The following is a 16,858-nucleotide window of genomic DNA, read 5'->3' as shown; positions in this document are numbered from 1 at the left end:
CCGGGTCGTCAGCAACCCATTAACAAGAGGAGCAGGACATGAGCTACATGATCACCATCCGCACCGGCCCGCGCGCTGAGGATGTCGCGCACTTCGCGGCCATCGGCAACTTGGCCGCGCTGATCGATGCCGCGTACGACGGCGGCGCCCTAGGCGTGACTGCGATGGTGCGGCCATGATCGCCCTCTTCCACCGCATGCTGGCCGCGCACCGCCACTACCAGGCGCAGCACCAGCACCGCATGAACAAGATGCGCCTGGCCGGCGTGCGCCGCGAGCTGGCCGGCCTCGAAGAAATGCGCAAGGAACTGATCACCGCGCAGATCGAAGCCCTGATCGACCTTGACGCGTCCGCCGCGCGCGTGAAGCAGCTGGGCCGCGCCCACCGGGAGGCGCAGTGGACGTCGTAAGCCAAGCCGTGATGGATGTGGCCAGCCAGGCCCTGCGCAACTGGCATGCCGGCCACGCCATCGTCTACGCCGTCCGCCTGGCGCTGTTGAAGGCAGAAATCATAAAACTCACAAGGAAAAAGTCATGAACGCAGCAACTAAAGAGGGTCAAACGGCCCTGCAAACAGCGCAGTACGGACAGGGCGATCTGTCCGTGGCCAGTACCAGCAGCGCGTCCCTGATCCTCGACGTTGCAAGCATGGATAGCATCATTCGCCTGGCCGACATCATGGCCAAGGGCCGCTCAACCATCCCGGATCACCTCAAGGGAAGTTCGGCCGACTGCGCTGCTGTCGTCATGCAGGCCATGCAGTGGAAGATGAACCCCTTCGCGGTGGCGCAGAAGACCCACCTGGTGAACGGCACGCTCGGCTACGAAGGCCAGCTGGTGAACGCAGCCATCCAGTCCAGCGGCGTCACGCTCGACCGCTTCAACTATGAATGGTTCGGGCCATGGGAAAAAATCATCGGCAAAACACGTGTTTGCGAGGCAGCTGCTAAGGGAAAGCCGGGCGATAAAGACTACAAAAAGGCCTATCAATACCGCGTGCCGGATTACCCCATGCAAAGCGAAGAAGGCTGCGGTGTGCGCATTTGGGCAACGCTGCGCGGCGAAAAGGAGCCGCGCTATCTCGAACTGCTGCTTGTCCAGGCCTCCGTGCGCAATTCGCCTCTGTGGGCGACTGACCCACGCCAGCAGCTGGCCTACCTCGCCGTGAAGCGCTGGAGCCGCCTGTATGCCCCCGACGTGATCCTGGGCGTCTACACGCCCGACGAGCTCGAGGAAACGAACCGCGAAATGCGCGACATCACGCCGGCCACGCCTGCTGCAGATGACCGCACGATCGATCAGCTGCCGGAATGTACTGACGAGCTGTTCAAGCAAAAAACGCCGGAATGGCGCCAAACCATCCTGAGTAAGAAGAAAACGCCGGCGCAGCTGATCGCAATGCTCAGCACCCGCGCCACGTTCACCGAAGTGCAAAAAATGACCATCGACAGCTGGTCGCGCGAAAACGACTAATCGCCACATTCGACAATAAAACCATCGAGGACACATCATGCAACGCGAAAATTCTCTCACCCGCGAAATCCACAACCTGCTCCAGGGCAGCGACGACTGGCACGCCTTCCGCTTTGACCACCACGGCGCCAGCGAGGCGGCCGCGATGCTCGGCCTGTCGAAGAAGGTCACTCGCAGCGAACTGGTGCGCATGAAGGCCACAGGCCTGGCCAAGGAATTCAGCGATTGGGTGCAGGAAAACATCCTGGACTACGGCCATGAAGTCGAAGCACTGGCGCGCCCATTCGCCGAGCGCATCATCGACGACGATCTCTACCCGGCCACCTTGTCGCTGGGCCGCGAAAGCGCCTCTTGCGACGGCCTGAATATGGCCGAAACCATCGGCTTCGAGCACAAGCAATGGAATGCGGAGCTGGCGACGTCGGTTCGCGCTGACGTGCTGCCAGAAGTTCACCAGCCGCAGGTCCAGCAACAGTTGCTGGTGACCGGCGCCGAGAAATGGCTCTTCATGACGTCCGACGGCACTGAAAACAACATGGTCTGGATGTGGGTATATCCGGATACGGCCTGGTTTTCGCGCATTGTCACCGGCTGGGAGCAGTTCGATATCGACGTCGCCAACTACACGCAGGTGGACATTGCCGAGAAGCCAGCAGCCGAGCCGATCGCAGCCCTGCCCGCCCTGGTAGTCCAGACCGAAGGCAAGGTCGTCAGCAGCAACCTGGTGGCGTACAAGGCCGCCGCCGAGAAGTTCATTGCCAAAATCAACACCAAGCTGGAAACCGACGAAGACTTCGCCAATGCCGAAAACACCGTCAAGTATTGCAGCGAGGCGGAAGACAAGCTGGAACTGGCCAAGGCTGCTGCCCTGGCGCAGACCGCGACCATTGACGAAGTGATGCGCACGGTCGACCACATCAAAGCACAGTTCCGCGCCAAGCGCCTGGAACTGGAAAAGCTGGTCAAGACCCGCAAGGAACAGATCAAGGAAACCATCCTGAACGAAGGCCGGCACGCCTTTACCGCCCACATCGCCGCGCTCGAAACCGAAATCACGCCATTGCGCCTTCAGCAACAACAACCGGACTTCGCCGGCGCCATGAAGGGCAAGCGTACCCTGGGCAGCCTGCGCGATGCCGTCAGCACCACACTGGCCAACGCCAAGATCGCCGCCAATACCCAGGCAGCCGATTACCGCGCCAAACAGGCCTGGTGCCGCGAGCACGCCGCTACCTACGGCTTCCTGTTCATGGATATGGCCAACATCATCGGCAAGCCCATGGAAGACTTCCAGCTGGTCATTACCAGCCGCATCGCCGATCACAAACGCGCCGAGGAAGCGAAGGCCGAAACCGAACGGGCCCGGATCCGCGAAGAGGAGCGCATCAAGGCAGAAAAGGCAGCCGCCGAGACGATCCGCCTGGCCAAGGTCGAATCTGACCGCCTCGCGGCAGAGGCGGCACAGGCCGAACGCGAACGCGCGGCAGCCGACACGCAGCGCCAACTGGCGGAGCAAGCCTTGCAGATCGCTGCCGAGCGCGCCACCGAACCGGTCATCCAAGTTGCGGCGCCCAAGCATACCACCCCTACCGCCGCCCTCCGCTCGCCGGCCGCCGCCGCACCGATGCCGGCGCCGAGCCGCCCAGCGCCAGCACCTGACCTGCTCGACGCCGCTGCCGATGACCTCTACCCATCCGACAGCGACATCCTCGATGTGATGTTCGACCAGTTCGGCCTGACGGCGGCCGAGGCCATCGACCGCCTGGCCAAGTTCGACTTTGCCGCCGCGCGCGCCGGCCTGATCACCGAAGCCGCATAACCACCGCCCCAACCTTTACTAGGAGAACATTGTGAGAACCATCCCTCAAATCGTCATGCACCAGGTCGAGTCCAGCCAGTTTGCAGCCATCGGCCACGTGCCAGAACTGAACGTGCTGGCCATCCAGTTCCACCCGAAGAAGTCGACCGGCCAGAGCGACATTTACCACTACCAGAATTTCAGCGCCAATCTGTTCGCCGAATTCTTGGGCGCCGAATCGCAAGGCTCGTTTTTTATCCAGCGCATTAAGAAGTTTGCTGCTCAGTTTCCCTACTCGAAGATCGATCAGGCGGCTTTCAACCACACCGTGCCGCAGCCGGCCGTCAAACCGACCAGCTTGGCCGAAGCCGCCCCAGTCAAGCTGAGCAAGGAACTGCTGGCCGGCCTGCTGACGGGCCGCGAATACGGTAAGGAAATGGCGAAGGAAGAAGAGCAGCAGGCCAAGGCGGCTGGCCTGATCGTGATTTTCGGCGCCAGCGATGATCTGATGGAGTTCCGTGGCTTCGTGGACGACGAGCGCGGCGCACCGACCATCGCACTGCTCGATGCCAAAGGTTTGCTGCCATTCCGCGAGGATATCCAGCATGACGACGATGCGCTCAAGGACTATTTCGCCCGGGCGCCGCAGGTGCGCGCCGTGGATGCCCTGTGGGCCAAGGAAGACGGCTACAGCTGGACTTACCGCACCGACGTGCCCCACGCCACCTTCGAAATCGTGGAAGACGGCGAACCGTACTGCCGCGGCATCGTGATCGACGTGGCTGACCTGGGAGGCGCAGCGTGACCGCCCGCCCGGCCCGCAAGTCTACCGCGCAGCTGCAGGCTGCCTGCGACAAGTTCAATGCTGCGCACCAGGTCGGCGCGGCCGTCCGCGTCGAGCTCGACGGTGGTGATATCCGCGAAACGATTACGACAAGCGAGGCCCAGGTGCTCAGCGGGCACACCGCAGTCATTTGGCTCGATGGCATAAGGGGCTGCTATGACCTGGAACGCGTGACGCCGCAGGCGACGGCCAGTACGGCCGCAGGATCGCCCCCATGACGAAGCAAACCTACTTCCTTGTGCACGACGAGGCGCGGCGCCGGGCAGTTGAATTTGCCAAGACCGCGCCGCCAGGCTGGATGGTTGTGTTTTCCGAGCCGAAGAAGAAGCGCGCCCAGGAAGAAAAATATCACGCAATGATCGGCGAGATCGCCAAGCAGGTGGAGCACATCGGGCGCAAATGGGATGCGGATGACATGAAGCGGCTGCTGGTGGACGAGTTTGCCGACGAAATGCGCCTGGCCGGCACGCCGCTGCACCACGACGGGCGCGTGACGCCCAGCTTCGACGGGCGCCGCATCGTGCAGCTGGGCGTCCAGACCAGCGACTTCTACGTGAAGGAAGCCGCGCAGTTCATTGAATTTTTGTATGCCTTCGGTGCCGCGCGCGGCGTCGTGTTCTCAGAATAAGGAAGCGCCATGTTTTTCAAGAATTTGCAGATTTACCGCTTGCCCGCCGCTTGGGCCATGACAGCCGCAGTGCTCGAGCAGGCGCTGGCGCCGCAACAGTTCACGCCGGCCACCAGCATGGACCTGGTACGCCAGGGCTGGGCCGCACCGCGCGGCGCCGGCGCGCTGCTCGTACATGCCGTCAGCGGCCAGTTCCTGCTGCAGCTGAAAACCGAGAAGAAGCTGCTGCCTTCGACCGTGATCAATCAGGTGGCCGCCGCCCGCGCCCTTGAAATGGAAGAAGCTCAGGGCTTCGCGCCTGGTAAGAAGGCCATGAAGGAACTGAAAGAGCGTGTCACCGACGAGCTGCTGCCGCGCGCGTTCGCCATCCTCAGCACCACGGCCGTGTGGATCGATCCGATCAACGGCTGGCTGGTGGTGGACGCTGCCAGCCCGGCCAAGGCGGACGAGGTGATCAAACTACTGCTCAAGTCCGTCGACAAGCTGCCGCTGGAAAGCCTGCGCGTCATGCGCTCGCCGGTGGGCGCAATGACGGAATGGCTGCAAGCGGACGAATCCCCTGCTGGATTCACGGTCGACCAAGACGCGATCATGCGCGCCACCGGCGAGAGCAAGGCCCAGGTGGCATATAAGCGCCACACGCTGGAAGCGGACGATATCCGCCGCCACATCGCCGCCGGCAAGCAGTGCACGCGCCTGGCCATGACCTGGAACGACAAAATAAGCTTTGTGCTGGACGAGTCGCTGGCCATCAAGTCGGTGAAGCCGTTGGACATAATCCGGGAATGCGCGCTGGGCGAGGCGGCTGATGAAAGGTTCGACAGCGACTTCGCCCTGATGACGGGCGAGCTGGCGAAGATGCTGGCCGACCTGGTGGAGGCGCTGGGCGGTGAGGCTGATGTTGACGTGCCAGCGCCACGCCAGGCCGTCGACGCCGCGCCAGCCAATGGCCGCGAGCCCGTGCGCGAACAGCGCCCAGTGCTGCAGCTGAATGGCGAAGCGGCAGGCGCCGTGCCGCCGGGTGACGGCAGCGAGAGCGATCCGCTGTACAGCCAGGCCGTTGAGGTAGTACGCACGCAGCAGCGCGCATCGGTGTCGCTGGTGCAGCGCCACCTGCGAATCGGCTTCAACCGGGCCGGCAACCTGCTGGAAGCAATGGAGGCGCTGGGCGTGGTGAGCGGCATGGCGTCGAACGGGCATCGTGCTGTGCTGGCAGCACCTGGAGCATCAGCATGACCGATTTCCTATATTCCGCCGCGCTCAAACCGGGTGAGGGCCGCAACAGCGCCAGTAGCAATGTCATCTATTACGGAAGCCGCTTCGCGCAGTTCGGTAGCCCATTTTTCAAGGTCTCCGGCCACGCTCAGATTTCTCATCGGATAGACATACCCTTGCAAGTCTCGGTATTTTTGCTCCACTGCCACAAGCGTTCGATGCATATCGAACAGCGGCTCAATGAGGTCCGAATGGTTAATTTTCGACACCGCCATACTCAAAAGTTCTTTGGACTCTCCGATATCGTTGGAGCAGTACTTAAAGCCACCCGAACTATCAGGCCATTCACGGACTTTATCAATGAAATTCTCGGCCGCGTTAAATGCTCTCCGCGAAGCAACGGCGGCCAGTCGGGACGCCTGCATTGTTTCTCGCAATTCGGAATCTCTCTTCGCTCGACGCTGAACTACCGATTGCTGATACGCAATTCCAACTGCAGCAATGAGAGTAATCACCGAAGCGAGGCCTTGCGTCCATGCAGCAACATTGGCATTTGCAATCCGTTCATCACCTTGCAAGGCAAAAATAAGCCCTGCCATGGGAAGACTAAAAGACACGGACAGCACCAGCGTAATGCAAACAACAAGCCAAGGAAATTTTTTCATGGAGCAATATTAGCATGAGCAAAGAGCGCCCTATCCCATTCAACGCGCCCATGGTTCTCGCCGTGGTCGCAGGCACCAAGACGCAAACGCGGCGCTTAGTCACCCCGGCGCCCAAAATGGTCACGGACAAGCGTATCGAACCATGGACAGGCGCCCCGACCACCCTGCTCCAGCTGCTCCAGGCGTCAAAACGCTCGTGCCCCTACGGCAAGCCCGGCGACCGCGTCTGGGTGCGTGAAACATTCTTCGCCTACGGCCGCTGGGTGACGCGCTACAGCGAGAAGAAGCGCCGCGACGAATGGCACTTCATCGACATGACGGCCGAATGCGACCGCGCGTACCAGTACGACGCCGATTCTCCGGACCTACCGTCGGCGGCCGGGCGCGGCGCGCTGCCAGGCTGGTACAAGCGTCCTTCTATCTTCATGCCTCGCGCGGCCTGCCGGATCCTGCTGGAGATCGTGTCGGTGCGCGTCGAGCGCCTGCAGGACATCAGCGATGCCGACATTGTCGCCGAGGGCATCGATATGGAAGCGCTGGCGGAATCGCAAGATCGCTACGACATCGTGTGCAAAGGATCCGGCGCCAGTGAGCGCGCAACCGAGCGCACGGCCTGGCGCGACCTGTGGGAATCGACTGGCGGCGACTGGGATGCGAACCCGTGGTGCTGGGTCATTTCGTTCAAGCGGGTGGCGCCATGAAGCCGCTGCTTGCCTACGAGGTACGCGAGCCTGGTGAAGGCCACTGCGTTATCCGCTTTGCCGCCAGCGGGGCCGCGGCGCGGCGTGAAGGCGCCAACGAACTGGATTGCGGATTTAACGAGGTCGAGCATTGTCTCCGTAAGCCGCAGTTCGATCAGTACGCGCCCGGCCCTGTGCCGCACGCGGTCCTAATCGAGCATGGCTGGTGGTTCGAGTGCAACCACTGCAGCCGGCGCGTAACCGAAACCATGCAGCAGGAAGCCGAGGATGAAGGTGAAGAGCACGAGCCCCTGGAAGTCATCACGGACGGCGATGCCGTCTACTGCAGCCACAGTTGCGTGATGGGGGAGTTTGTCGAGCGGCGCGCCCAAAAGGCTGCACAAGCGGCACTGATCGATTTCTTCTCGCTCATGTACCCGGACTGCGCGATCGGAAGCATTTGGGTAAGCCGCGCGCCGCTGCAGGGGCCAGACAGGCTCGGACATGCCCAGGCGCTCCTCTACTTCAAGTTTCCAGGGGCGCAGCACGACGCGACCTTTACGTTCGGCGAAGACTGCATGCGTATCTCGCCTGATGACAGGCCAGCTTTCTACGCTTGGCGTGGCATCAAGATGCCCACCACGGAGGCGGCATGACCGACAACGACGAAGTGTCGAGCAACGAGCGCAGCCCCGGTGCCGCGCGCCTGGCGGCGGCGCTGATCCTGATTTACGTGGCGGCTACCCTCGCGGGCGTCCTGGCCGCGACAACCTGAAAGGTAAATGTGAAAAAGATAATTGAATGGGCGCCGGTCGTGCGCGATGCCGAGGGCTGGTACTCGCACCCGGATATGCCAGAGTTCGAAGAGGATCAAGAAGCCGAATATCGGGCCTGGTTGGCTGCGCAAGGCCTGGTCACTGCCTATGCCACCCTTGAAGCCGAGGATGATACGCATCCGGCCCATATTGCCTACTTCGACCAGGCTGGAACGGACGTGTCCGTCTGGAATCCGGCGCCACCTACCGGCGACGGCTGGTTCACGCTGTCCATTCACGACTCCGAGGATGGCCCGCACTGGGTATGGGGCCGTCGCTCTCCGGCGGCGCAATGAGCAGCCGCAGCCCTGCGCCAGCGCCGGAAACCCCAGCCGAGGCCGCCTACAAGCTGGACCGGGCCGTTCTGCGCGCGATCCACACCTGCCAGCCCGTGCTATTCGACGGCAAACACCACCACCTGCGCGCCATGGGCGCCCAAGTCCTGGGCGGTGGCGTGTCTTCCGTGATTTACCTGATGGGCGACGCGACACCGCGCCTGCCCAGCGAGATAACTTTTTTGGAGCATGCAGAATGATCAACAACGAGCAACGCAATCCACTTGTCCGTGCAACGCCCGACGATTCATTCCAGGGCCGAGTGCAGCCTTGGATGATGGCGTGCTTCGGTGCCGAACTCGCCGCCGACGGCGCTGAGCGCAATCACCGCTTCCTGGAAGAATCGCTGGAACTGATGCAGGCATGCGGCTGCACGGCCAGCGAGGCGCACCAACTGGTCGACTATGTGTACGGCCGCCCGGTCGGCGAGCGCGAGCAGGAGGTTGGTGGCGTCATGGTCACGTTGGCCGCGCTCTGCCTGGCGCAGGGCTTGGACATGCACGCCGCTGGCGAGACGGAGCTGGCTAGGATCTGGACGAAGGTCGAGACGATCCGCGCCAAGCAGGCGGCCAAGCCGAAGCATTCGCCGCTGCCAGCTGCGGCACCTCAGCCGATCATCGGGCTGCTGATGGATCAAGTCTCGGCGCTGCCTGTCTTGTGGGGCCTAAACGAGCCAGGCGCGCTGCTCCGCAACAGTGACGTGTTCCGCGTGCTGGTCGCTGCTGGCCGCGAGCAAGCTGCCATCGCAACCGTCCCGGTGCGCGGTGATGTCAAAGACACCTGCGCCGAAATGCGCGCGCTGTGCAACTCCTGCGGCGGTACGGGTGATGTGCACCGCGCAGACGGCGAATGGCTGGGCCAATGCACTTGCATTCATGGCCAGGCCCTGCGCCGGGAGCAGCAAGCACAGGGCGAACACCCGGCGCCGTGCGCGCGCAGCTGTGAAGCGCCGGCGTTCCAAAACCTGGTGCGAGAGCGCGATGCGCGCATTGCGCAGCTGGAGGCCCAGCTCGAGCGCCGTCGCACACCACTCTCGCCCGAAACGCAGCAGGCCATCGCGGCGACACCTGCCGGCCTGGTCTTCATTAACGATGGCGCCGAGCCGGGCAACGGAGAACTGGACTGCCCCGCTTGTGGTGGCAGCGGGCATGCCGGCGACGTAGTGGCAGGGAGCGCGCCATGAACATGAGCGAAGCCGAAATGCGCCACATCGCCGAAATGGTGGCGGCGCTGGACAAGGCCGCAGGCAAGAAGCCCGCCAGCACGGCCGGGGAATTGAACAGGCAGCAGATATGCGCCGCCCTCGGCGTCAGCGAATCAACAATCCGCCGCCTTGAGCAGGCAGGACTGCCATACACACCGGTCGGCGCGCGCTCCAAGCGCTACGACCTTGAAGAGTGCAAGAACTGGTTAAAGGAGAACAACCAATGTCCATCTGGGACGACAAGGACGGAAGGAAGCACATCGGCTTTATGGTCGGCGGCAAAAGATTTCACCATATCCTGCCGCAAGGCACAACTGCGCGTGATGCCAAGCGAATAGAAGCGGAAATGCGCGGCTCCGTGGCGCGCGCGCCCACGAAGCCCGTAATTATTCAGGGCGACCCTCCCATGCTTGCCATCTTGGCTATCTATGTGGAGCACTCAAAAACCCTTCGCAGTGCCGAGACGTCTGAGCATCACGCAAAGCGTCTTGAGCCATGGGCGCGTAAGTACAAAGCAAGCCAAGCGCAAGAATTTTCGGATCATGTCATCAAAGATATGAGCCAGAAGATACTGAATAAAAAAACTGAAAAAATGAAGCATGCATATGCGCCCGCCACCATCAATCGCTCGCTGGCCTGCGCAAAAAAGGGACTTGCAATTGCATGGCGGCAACGGTTAATTCCCGAAAACTTCGGATTAAGAATTGAAAATATGAAAGTGAACAACAAACGGGAGGTATTTCTTTCTGTGGATGAAGTCCAGCAGATTGCTCAGCATTGCACGGTCCAGGTACAGGCCGCCATCTGGGCTGCGCTTTTGACGGGTGCCCGTCGTGGAGAGTTGTTCCAAATCCGTGAGGAGGATATTGGCGTTGACACGATCACCTTGCCTTCCAGCCACACAAAGACCTTACGGGCGCGCGTAATTCCAATCATCCCCGCGCTGCGACCTTGGCTCGCCCACTTTCCGCTTGAAGTGAGTGTTGATGGGCTGAAATCCGCTTGGCGCCGAGCGCGCGTGAAGGCGCGTATGGAGCATGTGAACTTTCATGACCTACGGCATTCTTGTGCCAGCATCATGCTTGGCTTGGGGGTCGATCTTTATACTATTAGCAAGATTCTCGGTCACAGCAATGTGCAGACGACTCAGCGCTATGCGCACCTCCAGGTCGATGCGCAGCGTGCTGCGTTGGATAAGCTATCGGTGCTAGTACAAAACAAAAAATAAAATTACACAGGCTAATTACACAGGCACAAAAAAAGCCGATCACATAATGTGTCGGCTTTAATGTAAGTACTTGATTTTACAGCGAATTCTTGGTGGGAAGTGCAAGTTTCGAACTTGCGACCCCTGCAGTGTGAATGCAGTGCTCTACCCCTGAGCTAACCTCCCGAAGCGAGGCGAATTATCGCATAGGTGTTGCGGCATCTGCAAGGGCTGGCGAGAGGAAATTTAGCGTGCCCCGCTTTTTTCTCAGGCGGCCGGTGGCGGCGCCGTGACGGCGGTCCAGATGCACTGGCCTTTGGCAGCCTTGTCGAGGCCGGCAATGGTGGCTTCGTGGGCGGCCAGTTCGTCGGCGCTGGCACTCTGGAAGATGACTTCGGCCAAGGGCACGATTTCCAGGGCGGCGCCGTCGGCGGCCACTTCCACCTCTTCTTCCATGCTGAGGCTGTTTTGCCCGCGCGTCATGGCCAGGTAGACGTCAGCCAGCAATTCGGAGTCGAGCAGCGCGCCGTGCAGCTTGCGGTGGGCGTTCGAGACGCCGTAACGGTCGCACAATGCGTCGAGCGAGTTGCGCTTGCCCGGATGCATTTCCTTCGCCTGCACCAGGGTGTCGATCACGCCATGTACTTGCTCGTGGACTGGCGGCAAGTTCAAGCGCTTGAATTCAGCGTTCAGGAAGCCGATATCGAACGGGGCGTTGTGGATGATCAGTTCGGCGTCGGCGATGTAGGCACGAAACTCGTCGGCGATTTCCGCGAATTTCGGCTTGTCGCTGAGGAATTCCGTCGTCAATCCATGGACGGCCAGCGCGCCCTCTTCCGAGTCGCGCTCGGGATTGATGTAATGGTGGAAATTATTCCCCGTCAACATGCGGTTGTTCAGTTCGACCGCCCCGATCTCCAGGATGCGGTCGCCCGTGCGCGGGTTCAGGCCGGTGGTTTCAGTATCGAGGACAATTTGACGCATGGCAGATTCAGTCTTAAAAGCAAAAAGCGAAGGGCACAGTATAGCAAACCTGTGCCCTCCGGTTACGCCCTGCCCGCAGCTGCATGGCAGGAAATTTCAGTTCTCAGGCGCGCACGGTTTCCACGCCCAGGTTGGCCAGCTGATCGGCCCGCTCATTGCCCGGATGGCCGTTATGGCCGCGCACCCAGCGCCATTCCACCTCGTGCACGGCCTGGGCCGTATCGAGCGCCTGCCACAAGTCCACATTTTTCACGGGTGCCTTGGCGGCCGTTTTCCAGCCGCGCGCTTTCCAGCCGTGGATCCATTCGCTGATGCCCTTTTGCACGTACTGGCTATCGGTATACAACACCACCTGGCAGGGACGTTTGAGCGCCGTCAAGGCTTCGATCACGGCCTTCAATTCCATGCGGTTATTCGTCGTATTCAGTTCCCCGCCGTAAATTTCTTTCTTGGCGCCATCGGCCACCATCAGCGCGCCCCAGCCGCCCGTGCCGGGATTGCCCTTGCATGCGCCATCGGCGTAAATCTCAACCTTATCCATCTTGCTGTTCCCGCCTTTTATTCGTGACCGGTGCGCCTGCGGGCGCCGTCGCCGGTTTTTTGGTCCACGCCGGACCGATCAAACGCATCCCTTTGACGCGCTTGATCGCCTGCACTATATACACTGCACCCAGATATGGCCACCAGCGCGCACCGGCCTTGTCCATGAAGGCGTTGCGGCGCAGCCATTTTTCTGTCCTGCAAGCAGGCGCGTAGCAGCCGAAGTGGCTTTGGCTCACGCCCATATTCAGCAATTTTAACCAGTCTTTCATGCGCGGCATAGAGATCAGCTCGCCGGCCTGCGGCAAATAATGCCGGCCCGTGACCCGCCCCAGTCCCTGGCGCATACCCCACAGGCTGGCCGGATTGAAGCCGCAGACGATCACACGCCCTTCCGGGATCAGCACGCGCTCCACTTCGCGCAAGACCTGGTGCGGCTCGGCGGCAAATTCGAGGACGTGCGGCAAGACCACCAGGTCCAGGCTTTGCGAGTCGAACGGCAGCTCGTCGAAGGCCGACACGAGGGTCAAGCGGCTTTCCTGCGGCGGACGCGACGGCAGACGCGCATCGAGCAGCCATTTGTTCGGCATGCGGTTGGCCGCCAGCGCATCGAGCTGGGGCAAGCCGATCTGCACGGCATTAAAACCGAAGATATCGACAGTCAGGCTGTCGAGGCATTGCTGCTCCCAGGCACGCACATACAGACCGGCCGGTGTCTGCAGCCAGCCGTCAAGCGCTATAATGGATTTTTCGGATGCCACACTGTCCATTCAGTTTTCTCTTTTGCTCATGACACACTCCCCTGAACACGCTTTATCGGTACTTGCCGTGCCCGCCTTTGCCGACAATTACCTGTGGCTGATCCATGACGGCAGCCATGCCGCCGTGGTCGACCCCGGCGATGCGACGGCCATCCTCGATGCGCTGCAAGCCCATCAGTTGACCTTGTCCGCCATTTTACTCACGCATCACCACGCCGACCACACGGGCGGCGTACCTGAATTGTTGCAGCATTTCGCCGTCCCCGTCTTCGGCCCGCGCAATGAGGCTATCACAGCCATCACGGAACCGCTTGCCGAAGGCGATGTCGCCCACGTGCCCGAACTGGGCTTGCAACTGACCGTCATCGACGTGCCCGGCCATACGAAGGGCCATATCGCCTACGTGCGCCAGCGCGACGAGCGCAGCGGCGCACCCTGGCTGTTTTCCGGCGACACCCTGTTTGCGGGCGGCTGCGGCCGCCTGTTCGAAGGCACGCCTGGCCAGATGGCCGACTCGCTGGGCAAGCTGGCCGCCCTGCCCGACGATACCGAGGTATTTTGCGCGCATGAGTACACCTTGTCCAATCTGCGCTTCGCCAACGCCGTCGAACCGGGCAACCAGGCCTTGCAGGAACGCATCGCCATCGACACGGAAAAGCGCCAGCAAGGCTTGTCCACCGTGCCGTCGACCATTGCCCTGGAGAAGGCCACGAATCCCTTCCTGCGCTACCGCGAACCGGCGATCCTGACCAGCTTGAAGGTGGAAGGCAAGCTGGCCACCGATGCGTCGCCCGTGGAAGCATTTGCCGCCTTGCGGATGTGGAAAAACAGCTTTTAAGTCCGCCCTACCGCCATAAAAAATCCCGGCAGATGCTTGTATGCATCGCCGGGGTTTTTTTATCGATCTAGTTGATCAGGATCAGATTTCTTCGTACAGCGGCAAGGTCAGGAATTCGGCGAACGATTCCGACGTCGACATTTCCTCGAAAATTTGTCCTGCGCGCACATAGGTCGGGCCGTTGCCGCCCGGCGCATCGCGTTGCACTTTGGCCAGCTCTTCCGGAATCATGGCGCGCACCATCTCGGCCGTCACCTTGCGGCCATCTTCCAGCACGCCCTTGCTCGAACGAATCCATTGCCACACTTGCGAACGGCTGATCTCGGCCGTGGCAGCATCTTCCATCAGGTTATGGATGGGCACGCAACCGTTGCCGGCCAGCCAGCTGCCCAGGTAATGGATGCCCACGTTGATGTTGTAGCGCAAGCCCGCTTCCGTGATCGGCGCTTCCGGCTGGAAATTCAGCAAGTCCGACGCTTTCACGTCGATGTCGGGACGCTGTTTCTCGATCTGGTTCGGCTTGTCACCCAGCACTTTCGTGAACTCGCCCATGGCCAGTTCCACCAGGCCCGGATGGGCAACCCAGCCGCCGTCGTAGCCGTCGGTGGCGTCGCGCGCCTTGTCGTTGCGTACGCCGCCCATGGCGATGTCGTTCTTTTCCGGATCGTTCTTGATCGGGATCAAGGCTGCCATGCCGCCAATCGCTGGCGCACCGCGTTTGTGGCAGGTTTTCAGCAGCAGCAAGGCGTAGGCGCGCATGAACGGCGCCGTCATCGTGACTTTCGCGCGGTCGGCCAGGCAGAAGTCCTTGTCCAGCTTGAATTTCTTGATGCACGAGAAGATGTAATCCCAGCGCCCCGCGTTCAAGCCCGAACTGTGTTCTTTCAGCTCGTACAGGATTTCATCCATCTCAAAGGCGGCCAGGATGGTTTCGATCAGCACGGTCGCCTTGATCGTGCCTTGTGGCAAGCCCAATTCGTTTTGCGTCATGACGAAGATGTCGTTCCACAGGCGCGCTTCCAGGTGCGATTCCATCTTCGGCAGGTAAAAGTACGGGCCGGCGCCGCGCGCCAGTTGTTCCTTGGCGTTATGGAACATGAACAGGGCGAAATCGAAAATGCCGCCGGAAATGCGCTTGCCGTCGACCAGCACGTGCTTTTCATCGAGGTGCCAGCCGCGCGGACGCACGACGAGTGTCGCGATCTTGTCGTTCAGCTTGTAGGACTTGCCATTTTGCTCCAGCGAAATCGTCTTGCGCACGGCGTCGAACATATTGATCTGGCCCGTCAGCTGGTTATCCCAGTTCGGCGTGTTCGAATCTTCGAAGTCCGTCATGTAGCTGTCCGCGCCGGAATTGAAGGCGTTGATGACCATCTTGCGCTCGACGGGTCCTGTGATTTCCACGCGGCGGCATTCCAGCGCCTTCGGAATCGGCGCGATCTTCCAGTCGCCGTCGCGGATGTGTGCGGTTTCTGGCAAGAAGTCAGGACGCTCGCCCGCGTCGAGGCGCTTGGCCCGCTCCACGCGCACGGCCAGCAATTCCTGGCGGCGCGGCTCGAAGGCGCGCGTCAGCTTGGCCACCAAGGCCAGCGCGGCCGGCGTCAGGATCTGTTCGTAGCCGGGTGCAATGGCCCCCGTGATTTGCATGCCTTCGGGAAGTGCGATCGTGTTCTGCGTCATGAAGTTCTCCGGTTTTTAGTAAATATAAGCAAAGGTAATCTGGTGATCCAAGTATAAGCCGAACGACTGCGCAGGCAAGCTGGACAGAGGCGCAAAAACACCCTGCCGGGCGGCGCATTTGTTCTATAGTATTGCACTATAAGGCATGGAAACGAGATTAAAAATCACTTCATCTATGCGTTTTTATCACAAGTGATGGCATTGCGGGAGCACGACATGGGCCAGTTCAGACAAATATCAACGTTCGTGGAAGTAGTGGCCAAGGGCAGCCTGTCGGCCGCCGCGCGCGCGGAAGGCATCGCGCCAGCCATGATAGGCCGGCGCCTCGATGCGCTGGAGCAGCGCCTGGGCGTCAAATTACTCCAGCGCACGACGCGCAAACTGGCCTTGACGAATGAAGGCGCCGCCTTCCTGGAAGATTGCCAGCGCATCCTGGGCGAACTGGAAGAGGCGGAAGCGGCCGTGGCCGAGCGCAGCGTGAAGGCCAGCGGCCACCTGCTCATTTCCGCGCCTGCCGGCTTCGGCCGCCAGCACGTGGCGCCCCTGATCCCCTCGTTCGTGGCCGAGCACCGCGACGTAACGGTGTCGCTGAACCTGAACGACCGTCTCGTCGACCTGATCGGCGAAGGCATCGACGTGGCCATCCGCATCGCCAGCCTGTCCGATTCCTCGCTCGTGAGCACCAAGCTGGCGGACAACCAGCGCGTACTGGTCGGCTCCCCCGCCTATCTGAAACGGGCCGGCACGCCCCGCATCCCGGCCGACTTGGCGAAGCACAATTGCCTGGCGATCAGCAGCGAAGGCAGCCAGCGGGGCTGGACTTTCCGCGAAAACGGCAAGAATGTAATTTTAAAGGTGGCGGGCAATATGGTCTGCAACGATGGCGAAGTGCTGCATGACTGGGCGCTGGCCGGCAAGGGCCTGGCGTGGCGCTCGATGTGGGAAGTGGGCGCCGAGATCGCCTCGGGCCAGCTGGTGACGGTGCTGGACCAGTTCGCCGCCCCGGGCAACGATATCTACGCCGTATTCGCCCAGCGCCGCCACTTGCCGCTGCGCATACGGGCGTTCGTGGATTTTTTAAGGCACTCATACTCACAGCCAGACTACTGGCGCGAACGGGCTATTTGAGGACGCGGGACCGAACCTGCTGCGCGTCGGTTTTGTCCGGCGTCGTGACATTAATGGGAACACC

The 16,858-nt window shown here is 61.2% G+C and carries 23 protein-coding genes, 1 tRNA gene and 1 pseudogene; 19 read left to right on the top strand and 6 right to left on the bottom strand.

Going from position 1 to position 16,858, the window contains the following annotated elements; translation table 11 throughout:
* The first annotated feature begins 38 nt into the window (after nucleotides 1–38).
* The 9 genes and pseudogenes from O3298_RS10420 (at nucleotide 39) to O3298_RS10380 (ending at nucleotide 5,978) form a co-directional block, all read left to right on the top strand.
* Nucleotides 39–179 carry a hypothetical protein gene (locus O3298_RS10420; protein ID WP_175445030.1) on the top strand — a complete coding sequence of 47 codons (141 nt, stop codon included), beginning with the start codon at nucleotides 39–41 and terminating at the stop codon, nucleotides 177–179.
* Nucleotides 176–409: a hypothetical protein gene (locus tag O3298_RS10415; RefSeq protein WP_305059235.1), complete on the top strand. Its 234-nt coding sequence runs from the start codon at nucleotides 176–178 to the stop codon at nucleotides 407–409. Before O3298_RS10420 ends, O3298_RS10415 begins: the two co-directional genes overlap by 4 nt.
* 124 nt (nucleotides 410–533) lie before the next feature.
* Complete coding sequence (locus O3298_RS10410) at nucleotides 534–1,472, top strand: RecT family recombinase (protein ID WP_305059234.1); 939 nt, start codon at nucleotides 534–536, stop codon at nucleotides 1,470–1,472.
* Nucleotides 1,473–1,509: 37 nt separating this feature from the next.
* Nucleotides 1,510–3,291 carry a YqaJ viral recombinase family protein gene (locus O3298_RS10405; RefSeq protein ID WP_305059233.1) on the top strand — a complete coding sequence of 594 codons (1,782 nt, stop codon included), beginning with the start codon at nucleotides 1,510–1,512 and terminating at the stop codon, nucleotides 3,289–3,291.
* Between the two features lie 31 nt (nucleotides 3,292–3,322).
* Nucleotides 3,323–4,075, top strand: coding sequence for a KTSC domain-containing protein (locus O3298_RS10400; protein WP_305059232.1), 753 nt, complete (start codon nucleotides 3,323–3,325; stop codon nucleotides 4,073–4,075).
* Nucleotides 4,072–4,332 carry a hypothetical protein gene (locus tag O3298_RS10395; RefSeq protein ID WP_305059231.1) on the top strand — a complete coding sequence of 87 codons (261 nt, stop codon included), beginning with the start codon at nucleotides 4,072–4,074 and terminating at the stop codon, nucleotides 4,330–4,332. Before O3298_RS10400 ends, O3298_RS10395 begins: the two co-directional genes overlap by 4 nt.
* Nucleotides 4,329–4,742, top strand: a complete 414-nt coding sequence (locus tag O3298_RS10390) for a recombination protein NinB (RefSeq protein ID WP_099376061.1) — start codon at nucleotides 4,329–4,331, stop codon at nucleotides 4,740–4,742. The genes O3298_RS10395 and O3298_RS10390 overlap by 4 nt, the downstream gene beginning before the upstream one ends.
* A gap of 9 nt (nucleotides 4,743–4,751) precedes the next feature.
* Nucleotides 4,752–5,648, top strand: a pseudogene (locus tag O3298_RS10385) (recombination-associated protein RdgC); the annotation flags it as partial.
* The gene (locus O3298_RS10380; RefSeq protein ID WP_305059864.1) at nucleotides 5,649–5,978 is read left to right on the top strand and encodes a DNA translocase FtsK; all 330 of its coding nucleotides are present in this window, start codon (nucleotides 5,649–5,651) and stop codon (nucleotides 5,976–5,978) included.
* A gap of 8 nt (nucleotides 5,979–5,986) precedes the next feature.
* On the opposite strand, the gene O3298_RS10375 is transcribed toward O3298_RS10380, so the two are convergent.
* Nucleotides 5,987–6,622, bottom strand: coding sequence for a hypothetical protein (locus O3298_RS10375; protein WP_305059230.1), 636 nt, complete (start codon nucleotides 6,620–6,622; stop codon nucleotides 5,987–5,989).
* A 14-nt stretch (nucleotides 6,623–6,636) separates the two neighbouring features.
* On the opposite strand from O3298_RS10375, the gene O3298_RS10370 reads away from it, so the two are divergent.
* From O3298_RS10370 to O3298_RS10335, 8 genes are read left to right on the top strand one after another with little or no spacing between them, the layout of a single operon-like run.
* Nucleotides 6,637–7,323, top strand: coding sequence for a hypothetical protein (locus tag O3298_RS10370; RefSeq protein WP_305059229.1), 687 nt, complete (start codon nucleotides 6,637–6,639; stop codon nucleotides 7,321–7,323).
* Nucleotides 7,320–7,958: a hypothetical protein gene (locus tag O3298_RS10365; protein ID WP_305059227.1), complete on the top strand. Its 639-nt coding sequence runs from the start codon at nucleotides 7,320–7,322 to the stop codon at nucleotides 7,956–7,958. The genes O3298_RS10370 and O3298_RS10365 overlap by 4 nt, the downstream gene beginning before the upstream one ends.
* The gene (locus tag O3298_RS10360) at nucleotides 7,955–8,077 is read left to right on the top strand and encodes a hypothetical protein (protein WP_305059226.1); all 123 of its coding nucleotides are present in this window, start codon (nucleotides 7,955–7,957) and stop codon (nucleotides 8,075–8,077) included. The genes O3298_RS10365 and O3298_RS10360 overlap by 4 nt, the downstream gene beginning before the upstream one ends.
* A gap of 9 nt (nucleotides 8,078–8,086) precedes the next feature.
* Entirely contained in the window at nucleotides 8,087–8,413 is a 327-nt protein-coding gene (locus tag O3298_RS10355) for a hypothetical protein (RefSeq protein ID WP_305059224.1), read from the top strand.
* On the top strand, nucleotides 8,410–8,652 hold the full coding sequence (locus O3298_RS10350; RefSeq protein WP_305059223.1) for a hypothetical protein: 243 nt from the start codon (nucleotides 8,410–8,412) through the stop codon (nucleotides 8,650–8,652). Before O3298_RS10355 ends, O3298_RS10350 begins: the two co-directional genes overlap by 4 nt.
* Nucleotides 8,649–9,635, top strand: coding sequence for a hypothetical protein (locus tag O3298_RS10345; RefSeq protein WP_305059222.1), 987 nt, complete (start codon nucleotides 8,649–8,651; stop codon nucleotides 9,633–9,635). Before O3298_RS10350 ends, O3298_RS10345 begins: the two co-directional genes overlap by 4 nt.
* Nucleotides 9,632–9,994: an AlpA family transcriptional regulator gene (locus O3298_RS10340; protein ID WP_305059221.1), complete on the top strand. Its 363-nt coding sequence runs from the start codon at nucleotides 9,632–9,634 to the stop codon at nucleotides 9,992–9,994. The genes O3298_RS10345 and O3298_RS10340 overlap by 4 nt, the downstream gene beginning before the upstream one ends.
* Nucleotides 9,880–10,884 (top strand): site-specific integrase, encoded by a 1,005-nt coding sequence (locus O3298_RS10335; protein WP_305059220.1) that lies wholly within the window; start codon nucleotides 9,880–9,882, stop codon nucleotides 10,882–10,884. The genes O3298_RS10340 and O3298_RS10335 overlap by 115 nt, the downstream gene beginning before the upstream one ends.
* Before the next feature lie 90 nt (nucleotides 10,885–10,974).
* Here O3298_RS10335 and O3298_RS10330 read toward each other — a convergent pair.
* The 4 genes from O3298_RS10330 to O3298_RS10315 all read right to left on the bottom strand — a co-directional run bounded on the left by O3298_RS10330 (nucleotide 10,975) and on the right by O3298_RS10315 (nucleotide 13,157).
* A tRNA-Val gene (locus O3298_RS10330) sits at nucleotides 10,975–11,049 on the bottom strand.
* An 81-nt stretch (nucleotides 11,050–11,130) separates the two neighbouring features.
* Nucleotides 11,131–11,847 (bottom strand): DNA polymerase III subunit epsilon, encoded by a 717-nt coding sequence (gene dnaQ, locus O3298_RS10325; RefSeq protein ID WP_305059219.1) that lies wholly within the window; start codon nucleotides 11,845–11,847, stop codon nucleotides 11,131–11,133.
* A gap of 103 nt (nucleotides 11,848–11,950) precedes the next feature.
* Nucleotides 11,951–12,388: a ribonuclease HI gene (gene rnhA / locus O3298_RS10320; RefSeq protein ID WP_034784447.1), complete on the bottom strand. Its 438-nt coding sequence runs from the start codon at nucleotides 12,386–12,388 to the stop codon at nucleotides 11,951–11,953.
* Nucleotides 12,381–13,157: a class I SAM-dependent methyltransferase gene (locus tag O3298_RS10315; protein ID WP_289897638.1), complete on the bottom strand. Its 777-nt coding sequence runs from the start codon at nucleotides 13,155–13,157 to the stop codon at nucleotides 12,381–12,383. Before O3298_RS10315 ends, rnhA begins: the two co-directional genes overlap by 8 nt.
* A gap of 19 nt (nucleotides 13,158–13,176) precedes the next feature.
* Here O3298_RS10315 and gloB point away from each other — a divergent pair, with 19 nt between their 5' ends.
* Nucleotides 13,177–13,986, top strand: coding sequence for a hydroxyacylglutathione hydrolase (gene gloB, locus O3298_RS10310; protein ID WP_305052215.1), 810 nt, complete (start codon nucleotides 13,177–13,179; stop codon nucleotides 13,984–13,986).
* An 81-nt stretch (nucleotides 13,987–14,067) separates the two neighbouring features.
* Here the strand turns inward: gloB and aceB are convergent, their stop codons facing one another.
* Nucleotides 14,068–15,666, bottom strand: coding sequence for a malate synthase A (aceB, locus tag O3298_RS10305; RefSeq protein ID WP_289910360.1), 1,599 nt, complete (start codon nucleotides 15,664–15,666; stop codon nucleotides 14,068–14,070).
* 216 nt (nucleotides 15,667–15,882) lie between these two features.
* On the opposite strand from aceB, the gene O3298_RS10300 reads away from it, so the two are divergent.
* On the top strand, nucleotides 15,883–16,794 hold the full coding sequence (locus O3298_RS10300) for a LysR family transcriptional regulator (protein WP_035819455.1): 912 nt from the start codon (nucleotides 15,883–15,885) through the stop codon (nucleotides 16,792–16,794).
* The last annotated feature ends 64 nt before the right edge of the window (nucleotides 16,795–16,858 follow it).

The sequence above is a fragment of the Janthinobacterium sp. SUN137 genome (assembly GCF_030587265.1).
Lineage (GTDB): Bacteria > Pseudomonadota > Gammaproteobacteria > Burkholderiales > Burkholderiaceae_D > Janthinobacterium > Janthinobacterium kumbetense.
This window is presented reverse-complemented; position numbering and strand designations above follow the sequence as displayed.

Coding starts and splice junctions, on each gene's coding strand:
- O3298_RS10420 (WP_175445030.1), top strand. CDS start 39: ATGAGCTACATGATCACCATCCGCACCGGCCCGCGCGCTGAGGATGTC.
- O3298_RS10415 (WP_305059235.1), top strand. CDS start 176: ATGATCGCCCTCTTCCACCGCATGCTGGCCGCGCACCGCCACTACCAG.
- O3298_RS10410 (WP_305059234.1), top strand. CDS start 534: ATGAACGCAGCAACTAAAGAGGGTCAAACGGCCCTGCAAACAGCGCAG.
- O3298_RS10405 (WP_305059233.1), top strand. CDS start 1,510: ATGCAACGCGAAAATTCTCTCACCCGCGAAATCCACAACCTGCTCCAG.
- O3298_RS10390 (WP_099376061.1), top strand. CDS start 4,329: ATGACGAAGCAAACCTACTTCCTTGTGCACGACGAGGCGCGGCGCCGG.
- O3298_RS10375 (WP_305059230.1), bottom strand. CDS start 6,622: ATGAAAAAATTTCCTTGGCTTGTTGTTTGCATTACGCTGGTGCTGTCC.
- O3298_RS10370 (WP_305059229.1), top strand. CDS start 6,637: ATGAGCAAAGAGCGCCCTATCCCATTCAACGCGCCCATGGTTCTCGCC.
- O3298_RS10365 (WP_305059227.1), top strand. CDS start 7,320: ATGAAGCCGCTGCTTGCCTACGAGGTACGCGAGCCTGGTGAAGGCCAC.
- O3298_RS10360 (WP_305059226.1), top strand. CDS start 7,955: ATGACCGACAACGACGAAGTGTCGAGCAACGAGCGCAGCCCCGGTGCC.
- O3298_RS10350 (WP_305059223.1), top strand. CDS start 8,410: ATGAGCAGCCGCAGCCCTGCGCCAGCGCCGGAAACCCCAGCCGAGGCC.
- O3298_RS10345 (WP_305059222.1), top strand. CDS start 8,649: ATGATCAACAACGAGCAACGCAATCCACTTGTCCGTGCAACGCCCGAC.
- O3298_RS10340 (WP_305059221.1), top strand. CDS start 9,632: ATGAACATGAGCGAAGCCGAAATGCGCCACATCGCCGAAATGGTGGCG.
- O3298_RS10335 (WP_305059220.1), top strand. CDS start 9,880: ATGTCCATCTGGGACGACAAGGACGGAAGGAAGCACATCGGCTTTATG.
- dnaQ (WP_305059219.1), bottom strand. CDS start 11,847: ATGCGTCAAATTGTCCTCGATACTGAAACCACCGGCCTGAACCCGCGC.
- rnhA (WP_034784447.1), bottom strand. CDS start 12,388: ATGGATAAGGTTGAGATTTACGCCGATGGCGCATGCAAGGGCAATCCC.
- O3298_RS10315 (WP_289897638.1), bottom strand. CDS start 13,157: ATGGACAGTGTGGCATCCGAAAAATCCATTATAGCGCTTGACGGCTGG.
- gloB (WP_305052215.1), top strand. CDS start 13,177: ATGACACACTCCCCTGAACACGCTTTATCGGTACTTGCCGTGCCCGCC.
- aceB (WP_289910360.1), bottom strand. CDS start 15,666: ATGACGCAGAACACGATCGCACTTCCCGAAGGCATGCAAATCACGGGG.
- O3298_RS10300 (WP_035819455.1), top strand. CDS start 15,883: ATGGGCCAGTTCAGACAAATATCAACGTTCGTGGAAGTAGTGGCCAAG.